This window comes from Diaphorobacter sp. C33 (assembly GCF_030503915.1).
Classification (GTDB): domain Bacteria; phylum Pseudomonadota; class Gammaproteobacteria; order Burkholderiales; family Burkholderiaceae_C; genus Diaphorobacter; species Diaphorobacter nitroreducens.
On the sequence record NZ_CP129980.1, the window covers coordinates 2,497,492 to 2,511,100 of the forward strand.

A 13,609-nucleotide genomic window follows, 5' to 3' on the forward strand; every position below is an offset into this window, starting at 1 on the left:
GCGGCCCGGTCAGCGCGCCAACACCGGTGCCAGCGCCTTGCCGGTGTGCGTGCCCTGGCGCACCACGTCCTCGGGCGTGGCTGCCGCCACGATGCGCCCGCCGTCCTTGCCGCCTTCGGGGCCCAGGTCAATGATCCAGTCGGCCTCGGCAATCACGTCCAGATCGTGCTCGATCACGACCACGCTGTGGCCGCCGTTGACCAGCCGGTGCAGCACCTGGATGAGCTTGTGAACGTCGGCCATGTGCAGGCCCACGGTGGGCTCATCCAGCACGTAGAGCGTGTGCGGGCTTTTCTGCCCGCGCCGGCCTACGTCGTCGCGCACCTTGGTGAGCTCGGTCACCAGCTTGATGCGCTGTGCCTCGCCGCCGCTGAGCGTGGGGCTGGGCTGGCCCAGTGTGAGGTAGCCCAGGCCCACGTCCTTCAAGAGCTGCAGTGGGTGGGCAATGCCGGGCATGCTGGCGAAGAACTCCACGGCCTCGTCCACCTCCATCTGCAGCACGTCGCCGATGCTTTTGCCGCGCCAGGTGACGGCCAGCGTCTCGGGGTTGAAGCGCGCGCCGTGGCAGACCTCGCAGAGCACCTTCACATCGGGCAGGAAGCTCATTTCGATGGTGCGCACGCCCTGCCCTTCGCAGGCCGGGCAGCGCCCCTCGCCGGTGTTGAAGCTGAAGCGCCCGGGCGCATAGCCGCGCGCCTTGGCCTCCAGCGTCTCGGCGAACAACTTGCGGATGGTGTCCCAGAAGCCGATGTAGGTGGCGGGGCAACTGCGCGGCGTCTTGCCGATGGGCGTCTGGTCCACCTCCAGCACGCGGTCGATGGTCTCGAAGCCCGACAGGCCGGTGCACCCGGCCAGCGGCGGCGCCTTGCCCGCATCCATGGCGTCGCGCCCGGCCTTGGTACTGCGTTGCTGCACCCAGGCGGCCACGTTGGCCAGCAACACGTCGCGCGCCAGCGTGGACTTGCCCGAGCCGCTTACGCCCGTGACGGCCACCAGCCGCTGCAGCGGCACGCGCGCGGTGACCTGCTGCAGGTTGTGCAGGTGCGCGCCGTGCACGGTGAGCCAGCGCAGGGGTTCCGCATCGTTTTGGCCTCCAGCGCCCGCCGGATGGGCGCAATCAGCTACTTTTTCAATAGCATCCACCGGGCGACGCGCCTGCAGCGGGTGGCGCATGGCATGCAGCAGGTAGCGGCCGGTCTGCGAGTCCGCAGCCGCCTGCACGTCGGCCACCGTGCCCTGGGCCACCAGGCGCCCGCCGCGCTTGCCCGCGCTGGGGCCGATGTCGATGATGTGGTCCGCGCGGCGGATGGTGTCCTCGTCGTGCTCCACCACCACCAGGGTATTGCCCTTGTCGCCGAGCTTGTGCAGGGCGTTCAGCAGGATCTGGTTGTCGCGCGCATGCAGGCCGATGGTCGGCTCGTCCAGCACATAGCACACGCCCTGCAGGTTGCTGCCCAGCTGCGCCGCCAGGCGGATGCGCTGCGCCTCGCCGCCGCTGAGCGTGGGCGCGCCGCGGTCCAGCGTGAGGTAGGACAGCCCGACTTCCTCCAGGAATTCCAGCCGGCTCTGGATCTCGGGCACAAGGTCGCGCGCAATCTCCGCCTCGCGCCCCGACAGCTGCAGCCCGGCGATCCACTGCCGCACTTCGGCCACCGACAGGCGCGCCACCTCGGTGATCGGCGTGCCGGCGAACTGCACGGCGCGCGCCACCGGGTTCAGGCGCGTGCCCTGGCAGGTGGGACAGGCGGCGTCGGCCACGTCCTCCATCTCGGGCTCGGCAAAGGTTTGCTCGCGGCCGCGGTTGTCCTCCGACTGCACGGAGTCGTCCAACACCTTGCGCTGCGCCGATGTCAGCTTGACGCCCGTGCCCACGCAGTCGGGGCACCAGCCATGCTTGCTGTTGTAGGAGAACAGGCGCGGGTCCAGCTCGGCATAGCTGGTGGCGCACACGGGGCAGGCGCGCTTGGTGGAAAACACCTGCAGCCGCCCGATGTGCGCCGTGGGCGCGCCGTCCTGCAGCGCCTGCTGCAGGCCGTCCAGGCCGCTCAGCACATGCACCACGCCCTTGCCCAGCTCCAGCGCCTTGGACAGTTGCGTGCGCAGCGTGTCTTCATGCTCCGGCGACACGTCCACGCTGGCCACGGGCAGCTCGATGGTGTGCTCCTTGAAGCGGTCGATGCGCGGAAAACCCGCGGTCGGCAGGAAGTGGCCGTCCACGCGCAGGTGGGTGTAGCCACGCGGGCGCGCCCAGTCGGCCAGTTCGGTATAGACGCCCTTGCGGTTCACGACCAGCGGCGCGAGCAGCCCAATGTGCTGGCCGCGGTAGTCGCGCAGCAGCTGCGCGGCAATGCTCTCGCTGGTCTGTGGCTGCACCGCCGCGCCGTCGTGCACGCAGTGCTGCACGCCCAGCTTCACATACAGCAGACGCAGGAAGTGCCACACCTCGGTGGTCGTGCCCACGGTGCTCTTGCGCCCGCCGCGCGACAGGCGCTGCTCGATGGCCACGGTGGGCGGTATGCCGTACACCGCGTCCACCTCGGGCCGCCCGGCCGGCTGCACGATGCTGCGGGCGTAGGCGTTCAGGCTCTCCAGGTAGCGGCGCTGGCCCTCGTTGAACAGGATGTCGAACGCCAGCGTGGACTTGCCCGAGCCGCTCACGCCGGTGATCACGTTGAACTGGCCGCGCGGAATGTCCAGCGTGAGGTGCCGCAGGTTGTGCTCACGCGCGTTCACGATCTCTATGGCGTTTTTGGCCTCTGGCGCTTTTCCATCCAGCGCGAGCAGCTTCTCTTTTCGTAGCGCCGCCTGCTGCTCGTGCACCGAATGGCCGCCCTCGCCCAGCGCCAGTTCGTACTCGCGCAGCGCTTGCGCGGTGTGCGACGTGGGGTGCTGGCGCACCTCCTCGGGTGCGCCCTCGGCCACCACCTGGCCGCCGGCGTCGCCGCCTTCGGGCCCCAGGTCGATGAGCCAGTCGCTGGCGCGGATCACGTCCAGGTTGTGCTCGATGACGATGAGCGAATGCCCCGCGTCCAGCAGCTTGCGCAATGCGCGCATGAGCTTGGCGATGTCGTCGAAGTGCAGGCCGGTGGTGGGCTCGTCGAACAGGAACAGCGTGCCCTTGCGGGCCAGCGGCTGGCGCGACTTGGCCTGGCTCCGGGCCGCCTCGGCCAGGAAGCCCGCCAGCTTCAGGCGCTGCGCCTCGCCACCGCTCAGCGTGGGCACGGGCTGGCCCAGCTTCACGTACTCCAGCCCCACGTCCACGATGGGCTGCAGCGCGCGGATCACCTCGCGGTCTTTCGCAAACAGCTCTGCTGCCTCGTGCACGGTGAGGTCCAGCGCGTCCGCCACGTTGAGCAGCCTGCCACTGCGTTCGATGCGCACCTCCAGGATCTCGGGCCGGTAGCGCTTGCCGTCGCAGTCGGGGCAGCGCAGGTACACGTCCGACAGGAACTGCATCTCCACATGCTCGAAACCCGAGCCGCCGCAGGTGGGGCAGCGCCCGTCGCCCGAGTTGAAGCTGAACTTGGCCGCGGTGTAGCTGCGCTCCCGGGCCAGCGGTGCCACGGCGAACAGCTCGCGGATGGCATCCCACGCACCCACATAGCTCACGGGGTTGGAGCGCGCCGTCTTGCCAATGGGCGACTGGTCCACGAACACCACGTCGCTCAGGTGGTCGGCGCCCAGCAGGCGCTCATGCGCGCCGGGCGTCTCCGTGGCCTTGCCAAAGTGGCGCATGAGCGCGGGCGCCAGCACGTCCTGGATCAGCGTGGACTTGCCCGAGCCCGACACGCCGGTGATGGTGACCAGGCGCTGCAGCGGGAACTCCACGTTCACATCGCGCAGGTTGTGCTCGCGCGCACCCTCCAGCACCAGGCGCGGCGTGGCATCCGTCACCAGGCGCTTGAGCCCGGTGCCGATCTGTTTGTGCCCGCCGAGGTACTGGCCGGTCAGCGTGGGCGCGCGGCGCAGTTCGCCCACCGTGCCGTCGAACACGATCTGTCCGCCGCGCTCGCCGGGACCCGGGCCGAAGTCGAGGACGCGGTCGGCCGCGAGCATCACGGCGGGGTCGTGCTCCACCACCACCAGCGTGTTGCCCGCGTCGCGCAGGCGCAGCATGGCCTCGGTGATGCGGTGCATGTCGCGCGGGTGCAGGCCGATGCTGGGCTCGTCCAGCACGAACAGCGTGTTCACCAGCGAGGTGCCCAACGCCGTGGTCAGGTTGATGCGCTGCACCTCGCCGCCCGACAGCGTGCGGCTTTGCCGGTCCAGCGTGAGGTAGCCGATGCCCACGTCGCACAGGTACTTGAGGCGCGTGGCGATCTCGTCGTGCAGCAGCTGCAGCGCCTGGCGATCGCCAGCCTGAGAGTCGTTTTGGCCTGTAGCGCTTACCTGGCGAGCGCTACCAGCTATTGAAACAGGAGCATTCTGCACACCCGCCATGCGCGCGAAGAAGCGCCGCAGGCGGTCGATGGGCAGCAACATCAGGTCGTGCAGGCACAGGCCGGGCAGCGCCTCCAGCTGCGCGCGCGTCCAGGCCACGCCCTGCGGCAGGAAGCGCTGCGCGGGGTCGAGCACGGCATCGGCGTCCTCCTTGCTGCCCAGCCGCCACAGCAGGCTCTCGGTCTTCAGTCGCGCGCCGGCGCACACCGGGCATGGCGTGTAGCTGCGGTACTTGGACAGCAGCACGCGGATGTGCATCTTGTAGGCCTTGCTCTCCAGGTACTCGAAGAAGCGGCGGATGCCGTACCACTGCTTGTTCCAGTTGCCGTTCTTGAAGCCGGGCGTGCCTTCGATCACCCAGTGCTTTTGCTCCGCGGTGAGCTTGTACCAGGGCGTGTCGCGCGGGATACCGGCGGCCTCGGCGTGGCGCATGAGGTCGTCCTGCGCTTCTTTCCAGGCGGGGGTCTGGATGGTCTTGATCGCACCGGCGCGCAGCGTGAGCTTGTCGTTGGGAATGACCAGGCCGTAGTCCACGCCGATCACGCGGCCGAAGCCCCGGCAGGTGTCGCAGGCGCCCACGGCGGAGTTGAACGAGAACATGGACGCGATGGGTTCGGCGTAGCGCAGGTCGCTCTCGGGGCAATGCAGGCCGGTGGAGAAGCGCCACAGGTCTGCTTCGCCATCGTCCCGCAGGCGATAGACATTGAGCCGCCCCCCGCCGCGCTTGAGCGCGACCTCGATCGCCTCGACCGCGCGCGCGCGCTCCACGTTGCCCATGCGGAAGCGGTCGGCCACCACGTCCAGCAGCTTGCGCGGGCCTGTGGGCGTGGCCACCTCGCGCTCGGCCTGCACCTTGGTGAAGCCGCTGGCCGACAGCCATTGCTCCAGCTGTTCCGCGGTGGTGCCCACGGGCAGTTCCACGGGAAAAGTGAGCACGATGCGCGGGTCGTCCTCGGCGGCGCAGCGCCGCTGCAACTCGGCATGGATGGTGTCCGGCGAATCGTGGCGCACGGGCAGCGCCGTCTCGCGGTCGAAGAGCTGGCCGGCGCGCGCGAACAGCAGCTTGAGGTGGTCGTTCAGCTCGGTCATCGTGCCCACGGTGGAGCGCGACGAGCGCACCGGGTTGGTCTGGTCGATGGCGATGGCCGGGGGCACGCCCTCCACCTTGTCCACGGCGGGCTTGTCCATGCGGTCCAGGAACTGGCGCGCGTAGGCGCTGAAGGTCTCCACGTAGCGGCGCTGGCCCTCGGCATACAGCGTGTCGAACACCAGGCTGGACTTGCCGGAGCCGCTGGGACCGGTGACCACGGTGAGCTCGCCCGTGCGGATGTCCAGGTCGATGTTCTTGAGGTTGTGCTGGCGCGCGCCGTGGATACGGATCAGTCCCTGGGTCATGAGCGGGTCTTTCTGCAATGAGGCGGAACATTCTAGGGACGAGCCGGATTCCGCATCGACCGGGTGGACACCACACCACAGCCGGTCACGCAGGTGATGGCGCATCCGGCCCTATCCGTTAGACTGCGCCGCACCAACAACCAAAGAGAGGAGACGCCATGCAGCCATGGCATAAATGGGGGGCCGCCCTGGTCCTGGGCGCAACGCTGGGCGCAAGCCATGCACAGATCCTGGTGGGGCAGACGGCCGGGTTTTCCGGCCAGGTGGCCGCAGGGGTGCAGGAGACCACGCAGGGCGCCAAGCTGTTCCTGGACGCGGTCAATGGCAAGGGCGGCGTGCACGGGCAGAAGATCGAACTGATCTCGATGGACGACAAGTTCGACCCCAAGACCGCCGGCGAGAACGCGCGCACGCTGATCGAGGACAAGAACGTGCATGTCATGTTCCTCACGCGCGGCACGCCCCACACCGAATCCATGATCCCGCACCTGGACAAGCATGGCGTGGCCCTGGTGGGCCCGTCCACGGGCGCCATGGTGCTGCACCAGCCGGTGCGCAAGCACATCTTCAACGTGCGCGCCACCTACCAGCGCGAGGCCGAGAAGGCCATGACCCACCTGGCCTCGATGGGCATCACGCGCATCGCCGTGCTGTATGCGGACGACAGCTTCGGCGCCGATGGCGTCACGGGCGCGCAGAAAGGCCTGACCCAGGCCAAGCTGCAGCCCGTGGTGCTGGAGAAGTTCAATCGCGCCAAGCCGGACTTCACCCCGCTGGTGGCCAAGATCTCCCAGGCGCAGGCCCAGGCCGTCCTGATGGTCGCCTCGGGCACGTCGGTGGTGGATGGCTACAACGCGCTGCGCCAGGCGGGCTCCACGGCACAGGTGGTCACGCTGTCCAACAATGCCTCGGGCGGCTTCATCAAGAGCCTGGGCGAAAATGCCCGCGGCGTGATCGTCACGCAGGTCTACCCGAACGAGCGCAGCCTGACCTTCCCGCTGGTCAAGGAAGCCATCGACCTGGCCAAGGCCAAGGGAATGACCGAGGTCAGCCCGGCCATGCTCGAAGGTTTTGCCGCCGCCAAGGTGCTGGTCGAAGGCCTGCGCCGCGCCGGCCCGAAGCCGTCGCGCGAGAAGATTCAGACGGCCCTGGAATCCATCCAGAAGTTCGATCTGGGCGGGCTGGACATCTCCTACGGCCCCGACGATCACACGGGCCTGGATTTCGCCGATCTTTCCATCATCGGCACGGACGGCAAGTTCCGCCGCTGAAACCCCTTTCATGAGGTCAGACGCCGCCTGGGTGATCGCGCGGCGTCTGCGGCACGTCATTCCAGCGTAGGCTGCCGCCGATACACTCGCCCCTGCTCGCACTCACGCGCAAATACACAGGGAAGAGACACCTCATGAAGACACATTGGAAAAAGTGGGGCGCAGCGTGCGCCCTTGCGGTGGTCAGTGCGGCCTCATCATTGGCCCACGCGCAGTTGCTCGTGGGTCAGACCGTCGGCATCACCGGGTCCGCGGCGGCAACCGTCAAGGAATCGATGCTGGGCGCGTCGCTGTACCTGGACCATGTCAACGCCCGCGGCGGCGTGAACGGGCAGAAGATCGAGCTCGTCGCACTCGACGACAAATTCGATCCCAAGCTAACGCAGGACAACGCCCGCACGCTCATCGAGGACAAGGGTGTGCTGGCACTGTTCATGACGCGCGGCACGCCCCACACCCAGGGCATCGTTGCGCTGCTGGACAAGTACGGCGTGCCGCTGGTGGGGCCCTCCACGGGCGCCATGGCGCTACACCAGCCCGTTTCCCGCAATATCTTCAACGTCCGCGCGCCCTACCAGCGCGAGGTGGAGAAAGCCATCGCCCACCTTGCGCTGCTGGGAGTTCAGCGCATCGGCATCGTGCATGTGGACGACGCCTTCGGCCAGGACGGCCTGGCAGGTGCGCAAAAGGGCCTGCAGAACAACAAGCTGCCCGCCTTGTTCGTGGAGAAGTTCGACCGGGCGAAGCCCGATTTCTCAGCCATCGCCCCGCGCGTGCGTGCGCAGGATCCCCAGGCCGTCATCTTCATCGGCACCGGCGCGGCGGTCGTGGACGGCATCAAGGCACTGCGCGCGGCCGGCGTGGGCGGGCAGATCGTCACGCTGTCAAACAATGCGTCGGGGGGCTTCACCAAGGCGCTGGGCGACCAGGCCCGCGGCGTCATCGTCACGCAGGTCTTTCCGTCCGAGCGGTCGCTGAACTACCCGGTGATCAAGGAAGCCCTGGAATTGGCGAAGGCGCAAGGGCTGAAGGAACTCACTCCGGCCATGGTCGAGGGCTTCGTGAACGCCAAGGTGCTGGCCGAGGGCCTGCGCCGCGCCGGCCCCAAGCCGGACCGTGCACGGCTGCACGCGGCCCTGGAAAGCCTGAGCAAATTCGACCTGGGGGGCCTGGAGCTTTCCTACAGCGCAAAGGAACACTCGGGGCTGGACTTCGCCGACCTGTCCATCATCGGAGCGGACGGCCGGTTCCAGCGCTGAGCGGGCCGTAACGCCACGGCGGCGGAGCCCACCGCCCCATCCAAAACGCGGAGCCTGGCTCCGCGTTTTGGATGGGTGGGGCCAGTTCACTGCGCTGCGCTGGCGCCGGATGCGGGAGCAGCTGCGGACTCGGGCACGTGCGTCGCTTCCACCCCATGCTTTTCACCGCTCATGTCCACCTGGTCTCCTGCCTTCATGATCACGAACAGCATGATCACTGCGAACACCACGAAACCCACCACGATCTTCCACATGCTCATCTCCTGAAAATTGTTGTCGACGGAAAAGGGCGGCACCAATAAAAAAGCCTCACACCATCGTGTGAGGCCTGTCTGATCGCAAGCCCGACTCCATTGAATCAGGCTTGCATTGCAGGCAGCTTACGCTGCCGGTGCATCAGAAGTTGTGGCGAACGCCCAGCGCCAGCGAGCTGAAGTCCTGGCCAGCGGCGCCCGTCATGTAGGTAGCACCTGCCTTGTTGTCCACCTTCGTGTAGAAAGCGTACACCTTGGTGCGCTTGCTGAAGTTGTAGTTGTAGCCCAGGGTCCACTGCGTAGCGGAGCTGTCGGCAATGTCGCTCCACTTGCCAGCGCGGCCCACGTTCACGTGGAACTCGGAAGCACCCATCATGTAGGCGCCCGCCAGGCGGAAGTTGTTGCGGTTGCCTGCGCCCGTGGCGAGGAGCTGGTTGTCGTCCTTGTTACGCTGGTAGTAGCCACCCACGACGAACTGGCCGAAGGTGTACAACGCGCGCAGGCCCAGCTGGCGATTGCTGTCCACTTGGCTGTAGCCGGCGCCCAGGTTCAGCGCGCCGATGTTGTAGTTGGCAGCCAGGTCATAGCCGTTCTTGCCGCCGGTGGTCTGCTCGTGCAGATTCACGGAGGCATCGATCGTCAGGCCGCCCAGGCTAGGCGAGCGGTAGCCGATCTTGTTGGTGGTGCTCAGGCCGCCGAACCACACGGGATCGTAGTACAGAGCGTCCGAAGACGTGCCCGTGTCATGGTTGTGCATGCTCACGTAGTCGGCCGTAGCGTAGTACGACTCGGGCGTGAAGTTGCCCAGGCGGATCATGCCGAAGCCGCCAGACAGGTTCACTTCGCTCTGGCGGGCGAAGGTCATGCCGGTGGTGGGGTGGGTCCAGCCCGAGCCCGTGCCGGTATCGGAGTTGAAGCCGCTTTCCAGCTGGAAGCCGGCCTTCAGGCCGCCGCCCAGGTCCTCAGTGCCCTTGAAGCCGAAGCGCGAGGAGTTGTTCTGCATGACGGTGTTGCTGGTACCGCCGACCTTCTGGCGTTCCACCGACGTGTTCACGCGGCCGTACAGGGTCACGCTGCTTTGCGCGAAAACAGCGGAAGTACCCAGCAGAGCCAGGGTAGCGAGCAGCAAACGACTTGGTTTTTGCATTTGAGTTCCTTGAATGCTTGTGTCCATCAGTTGTGGTAGGCACAGCTCGCCGCCCGCAGGGAGCCGGTTAGCACAATGTGCAGCTACGGCGCAAATTCTAGGTGTAACCATCTGGGCCAACACAGGGGAAAGTCCCGCCTGTAATACCCCTGACGTATTGCCGCCACACTTTCGCACAGGCAAAGGTGTGGCGGCAGGGTTCAGTCAGGGAAAACCCTGACAAAAGAGCGGAACGACGTCAGTCGTTGGCGTAGATGTCCACGTCCTTGGTTTCGCGGATGAACAGCGTGCCGATCACTGCCGTCATGCCGGCGATGATGATGGGGTACCACAAGCCGTTATACATATTGCCGGTGGACGCCACGATGGCGAACGATGTCGTGGGCAGCAGGCCGCCGAACCAGCCATTGCCGATGTGGTACGGCAGGCTCATGGAGGTATAGCGGATGCGCGTGGGGAACAGTTCCACCAGCATGGCCGCGATGGGGCCGTAGACCATGGTCACCAGGATCACCAGATACGTCAGGATGACGACCATCATCACCTTGTTCATCTTGGCGGGATCGGCCTTGGAGGGGTAGCCGGCGAGCTTCAGGTCTTCGGCCATCTCCTTCTTGAAGGCGGCGATGGCCTTCACGCTTGCCTCGTCGAACTTGTGGTTGACCACGGTGCCGCTGGGTGCCGTAACGACCTTGTCGCCGATCTTCACCACGGCCTGAGAGCCAGGTGCGCCTGCGGCGTTGTCATAGCTCACCGAGTTCTGCACCAGGTAGCGCTTGGCGATGTCGCAGGAGCTCTTGAAGTCGATCTCGCGTGCCACGGGGTTGCCCTGGAACGAGCAGGTGGCGGGATCGGCGGTCACCACGACACCCGCTGTCGCCTGGGCCTTGGCCAGGTCGGGGTTGGCGGCTTCCGTCAGCATCTTGAAGGCCGGGAAGTAGGTCAGCACGGCCAGCACGCAACCCAGCATGATGATGGGCTTGCGGCCGATCTTGTCGGACAGCGAGCCGAACACCACGAAGAACGGGGTGCCGATCAGCAGCGCGGCGGCGATCATCAGGTTGGCCGTGACGGCATCCACCTTGAGCTGTTGCATCAGGAAGAACAGCGCATAGAACTGGCCCGTGTACCACACCACGGCCTGGCCGGCGGTCAGGCCCACCAGCGCCAGGATCACGATCTTCAGGTTCTTCCATTCGCCGAACGACTCGGACAGCGGCGCCTTCGACGTCTTGCCCTCGGCCTTCATCTTCTGGAAGGCCGGCGACTCGGACAGCGACAGGCGAATCCACACCGAGATGCCCAGCAGCAGAATGGACACCAGGAACGGAATGCGCCAGCCCCAGTCGTTGAACACGGGCTCGCCCAGTATGGTGCGGGTGCCCAGAATCACCAGCAGCGACAGGAACAGGCCCAGCGTGGCCGTGGTCTGGATCCACGAGGTGTAGGCACCGCGGCGGCCATGGGGCGCGTGCTCGGCCACGTAGGTGGCCGCACCGCCGTATTCACCGCCCAGCGCCAGGCCTTGCAGCATGCGCAGCGCGATCAGGATGACCGGTGCCGCGATGCCGATGCTGGCGTAGCTGGGCAGCACACCGACGATGAAGGTCGAGATACCCATGATCAGGATGGTCACCAGGAAGGTGTACTTGCGCCCGATCATGTCGCCCAGGCGGCCGAACACCAGCGCACCGAACGGGCGCACCAGGAAGCCGGCCGCGAAGGCCAGCAGCGCGAAGATGAACGCCGCGCCAGCATCCAGCCCGCTGAAGAACTGCTTGGCAATGATGGCCGCGAGCGAGCCGTAGAGGTAGAAGTCGTACCACTCGAACACGGTGCCGAGGGACGAGGCGAAGATCACCTTCTTTTCTTCCGCCGACATCGGTCGGGCGGCAGCGCCGGGGCGGCCGGCGTATGCAGTGCTGGTAGCCATGAATGCTGTCTCCTGCTTATTGGGATGGAATCGAAAATGCGCGTAAGAAAGCGCGAAAAACCGACGATCTGAAGCACTCTGCGGTGCTTGCGACGCAATATCGGGCCGCCATCTGACCGAAAGCTGACATGCGCCAAACGCTGCCGCCACCTCAGTCTTACGGCCATCTGACAAACTCCGTGACAACCCGCAGATCGTTTTTCTTGATGCGAAAAATCGGACTGCACGAGGCTGCGGTGAGTCTCGCGCACGGCACCAGACACGGGTAACCCCGCAGTTTTTCGCCAGGGTTTGCCCTCCCTAGGACAAACCCTTGACGCATGACAAACCCACGCCCGCCGCACAGTGCTGGGCACGGCCCCATGCAAAAAGGCGCCGCAGAACGCTGTCTGCGGCGCCTTGGAACGCCTGCCGCGGCCCCGTCGGCCGCCGCCGAGGAATGCGCTTCAGCGCACGGAAGGCAGGCCCGATGGCACCGCGGGGGCCGCATCCCATGCCGGCCCGTCAAACCACGCGTCGCCGTCCAGGTAGGCGCGCAACATGGGCAGGCTGTCGAGCCCCCAGAACAGGCGCCCCTCCACCTCAAAGGCCGGCACGCCAAACACGCCACGGGCTGACGCCTCGTCCGTGTTGGCGCGCAGCAGGGCCTTGGGCAGGGCGCCCGCGCCTTCGGCGTCGGGCCGCAACTGCTCTGCCAGGGCCTGCGCCAGCACGTCCAGGCGCGCGGGGTCCAGCGCATCCTGCCCACCCAGCCAGACATGCCGCAGCACGGTGCCGGCGACATAGCGGTTGACCGTGCCATCGTCGCTGCACGCCAGCGCCTGGCGCAGCAACGGCAGCGGATTGAAGGGGTGGCGCGCCGGCATGTCCAGACCGCAGCCCAGCGCATGGCCCAGCCAGGTGGCGTGCCGGTACGTCCAGTCGCGCTTGGGCGGCACGCCGGCCGGCCCGGGGTTGGCATGCTGCTGCAGCAGCGCGCCCAACAACACCGGCTTGTAGTGCAGGTGGTAGCTCAGCCCCTCCAGTACCTGCGGCAGCCGCTCGAAGGCCAGCCACGCGTACGGCGAGACGAAATCCAGGTAGAACGTGATGTGCTTCATGCCAGTGGCTCCAGCTCTTCGGGAAGGTCCACCCCCGCGCGTTGCAATGCGGCGGTCCAGATCGCGCGGCGCGCGGCGCCATCGGCTTGCGACCAGGCGCGGATCTCGTCGATCGTACGGAAGCACCCCTCGCAATGGCTGCGGTCGGCCGTCATGCGGCAGACCGACACACAGGGCGACGGAACCGGCTCCTGGGAATTTAAGCCAAATTGGCCTCTAGCGCTTATTTCACCAGCGCGAGCAGCTATCAATTCAGAAGCATTCACTGCGGCGTCGCTCATGCGCTGATCTCCTGCACCACGTCGGCCACCGGGGCACCGGTGAGCCGCTGCAGATCGTGCGGGCTCAACTGGAACACGCCGTGGGGATGGCCGGCGGCAGCCCAAATCACATCGAAGCGGAACAGCTCGCGGTCGATGAGGGTGACAGGCGCGGTGGAATGGGCCACGGGCGAGACGCCGCCGATGGCGAAGCCGGTCTTGGCCTTGACGAATTCCGCGTCGGCGCGGCCCGTCTTGCCCACGAGGGCGTCGACCTTCTTCTCGTCCACGCGCCGGTCGCCGGAGGTAACGACCAGCACGGCTGCATCATCGCTCTTGCGCCGGAAGATGATGCTCTTGGCGATCTGCCCCAGCGCCACGCCCAGCCCGTCAGCCGCCTGCTGCGCGGTGCGCGCGGCGTCGTCAAGCATGCGCGGCGCGTGGGGGTGGCGCAGGCGCTGCAACTCGGCAGCCACCCGCTGGGTGCTTTCAGGTAATGCGTGCATAACAGGGCAATGCGGGGCCTGGGACGGCGAAGCGCACGCACGGA

Annotated in this window: 9 protein-coding genes; 2 read left to right on the forward strand and 7 right to left on the reverse strand. The window is 66.7% G+C overall.

Translation table 11 applies throughout. From position 1 onward, the window contains the following. Window positions 1–9 precede the first annotated feature (9 nt). Window positions 10–5,835, reverse strand: coding sequence for an excinuclease ABC subunit UvrA (uvrA, locus tag QY917_RS11800; RefSeq protein WP_123676839.1), 5,826 nt, complete (start codon window positions 5,833–5,835; stop codon window positions 10–12). A gap of 158 nt (window positions 5,836–5,993) precedes the next feature. On the opposite strand from uvrA, the gene QY917_RS11805 reads away from it, so the two are divergent. Together QY917_RS11805 and QY917_RS11810 are read left to right on the forward strand one after the other, a co-directional pair. Next, entirely contained in the window at window positions 5,994–7,106 is a 1,113-nt protein-coding gene (locus tag QY917_RS11805) for an ABC transporter substrate-binding protein (RefSeq protein WP_047350705.1), read from the forward strand. A gap of 134 nt (window positions 7,107–7,240) precedes the next feature. Then, window positions 7,241–8,365: an ABC transporter substrate-binding protein gene (locus QY917_RS11810; RefSeq protein WP_047350704.1), complete on the forward strand. Its 1,125-nt coding sequence runs from the start codon at window positions 7,241–7,243 to the stop codon at window positions 8,363–8,365. A gap of 86 nt (window positions 8,366–8,451) precedes the next feature. Here QY917_RS11810 and QY917_RS11815 read toward each other — a convergent pair whose 3' ends face one another. The 6 genes from QY917_RS11815 to QY917_RS11840 form a co-directional block, all read right to left on the reverse strand. Then, on the reverse strand, window positions 8,452–8,625 hold the full coding sequence (locus QY917_RS11815; protein ID WP_162844577.1) for a hypothetical protein: 174 nt from the start codon (window positions 8,623–8,625) through the stop codon (window positions 8,452–8,454). A 136-nt stretch (window positions 8,626–8,761) separates the two neighbouring features. After that, window positions 8,762–9,766, reverse strand: a complete 1,005-nt coding sequence (locus tag QY917_RS11820) for a porin (RefSeq protein ID WP_088888308.1) — start codon at window positions 9,764–9,766, stop codon at window positions 8,762–8,764. A gap of 238 nt (window positions 9,767–10,004) precedes the next feature. Continuing rightward, window positions 10,005–11,699: an MFS transporter gene (locus tag QY917_RS11825; protein ID WP_123676840.1), complete on the reverse strand. Its 1,695-nt coding sequence runs from the start codon at window positions 11,697–11,699 to the stop codon at window positions 10,005–10,007. A gap of 446 nt (window positions 11,700–12,145) precedes the next feature. After that, complete coding sequence (locus QY917_RS11830) at window positions 12,146–12,799, reverse strand: 2-hydroxychromene-2-carboxylate isomerase (protein WP_015914308.1); 654 nt, start codon at window positions 12,797–12,799, stop codon at window positions 12,146–12,148. After that, the gene (locus QY917_RS11835; protein ID WP_047350700.1) at window positions 12,796–13,080 is read right to left on the reverse strand and encodes a DUF1289 domain-containing protein; all 285 of its coding nucleotides are present in this window, start codon (window positions 13,078–13,080) and stop codon (window positions 12,796–12,798) included. Before QY917_RS11835 ends, QY917_RS11830 begins: the two co-directional genes overlap by 4 nt. Beyond that, window positions 13,077–13,565 (reverse strand): YbaK/EbsC family protein, encoded by a 489-nt coding sequence (locus tag QY917_RS11840; protein ID WP_015914310.1) that lies wholly within the window; start codon window positions 13,563–13,565, stop codon window positions 13,077–13,079. Before QY917_RS11840 ends, QY917_RS11835 begins: the two co-directional genes overlap by 4 nt. Window positions 13,566–13,609 lie beyond the last annotated feature (44 nt).

Excerpts from the sequence above, each read along its gene's own strand:
- uvrA (WP_123676839.1), bottom strand. The coding sequence starts at position 5,835 with ATGACCCAGGGACTGATCCGTATCCACGGCGCGCGCCAGCACAACCTC.
- QY917_RS11840 (WP_015914310.1), bottom strand. The coding sequence starts at position 13,565 with ATGCACGCATTACCTGAAAGCACCCAGCGGGTGGCTGCCGAGTTGCAG.
- QY917_RS11825 (WP_123676840.1), bottom strand. The coding sequence starts at position 11,699 with ATGGCTACCAGCACTGCATACGCCGGCCGCCCCGGCGCTGCCGCCCGA.
- QY917_RS11830 (WP_015914308.1), bottom strand. The coding sequence starts at position 12,799 with ATGAAGCACATCACGTTCTACCTGGATTTCGTCTCGCCGTACGCGTGG.
- QY917_RS11815 (WP_162844577.1), bottom strand. The coding sequence starts at position 8,625 with ATGAGCATGTGGAAGATCGTGGTGGGTTTCGTGGTGTTCGCAGTGATC.
- QY917_RS11805 (WP_047350705.1), top strand. The coding sequence starts at position 5,994 with ATGCAGCCATGGCATAAATGGGGGGCCGCCCTGGTCCTGGGCGCAACG.
- QY917_RS11810 (WP_047350704.1), top strand. The coding sequence starts at position 7,241 with ATGAAGACACATTGGAAAAAGTGGGGCGCAGCGTGCGCCCTTGCGGTG.
- QY917_RS11820 (WP_088888308.1), bottom strand. The coding sequence starts at position 9,766 with ATGCAAAAACCAAGTCGTTTGCTGCTCGCTACCCTGGCTCTGCTGGGT.
- QY917_RS11835 (WP_047350700.1), bottom strand. The coding sequence starts at position 13,080 with ATGAGCGACGCCGCAGTGAATGCTTCTGAATTGATAGCTGCTCGCGCT.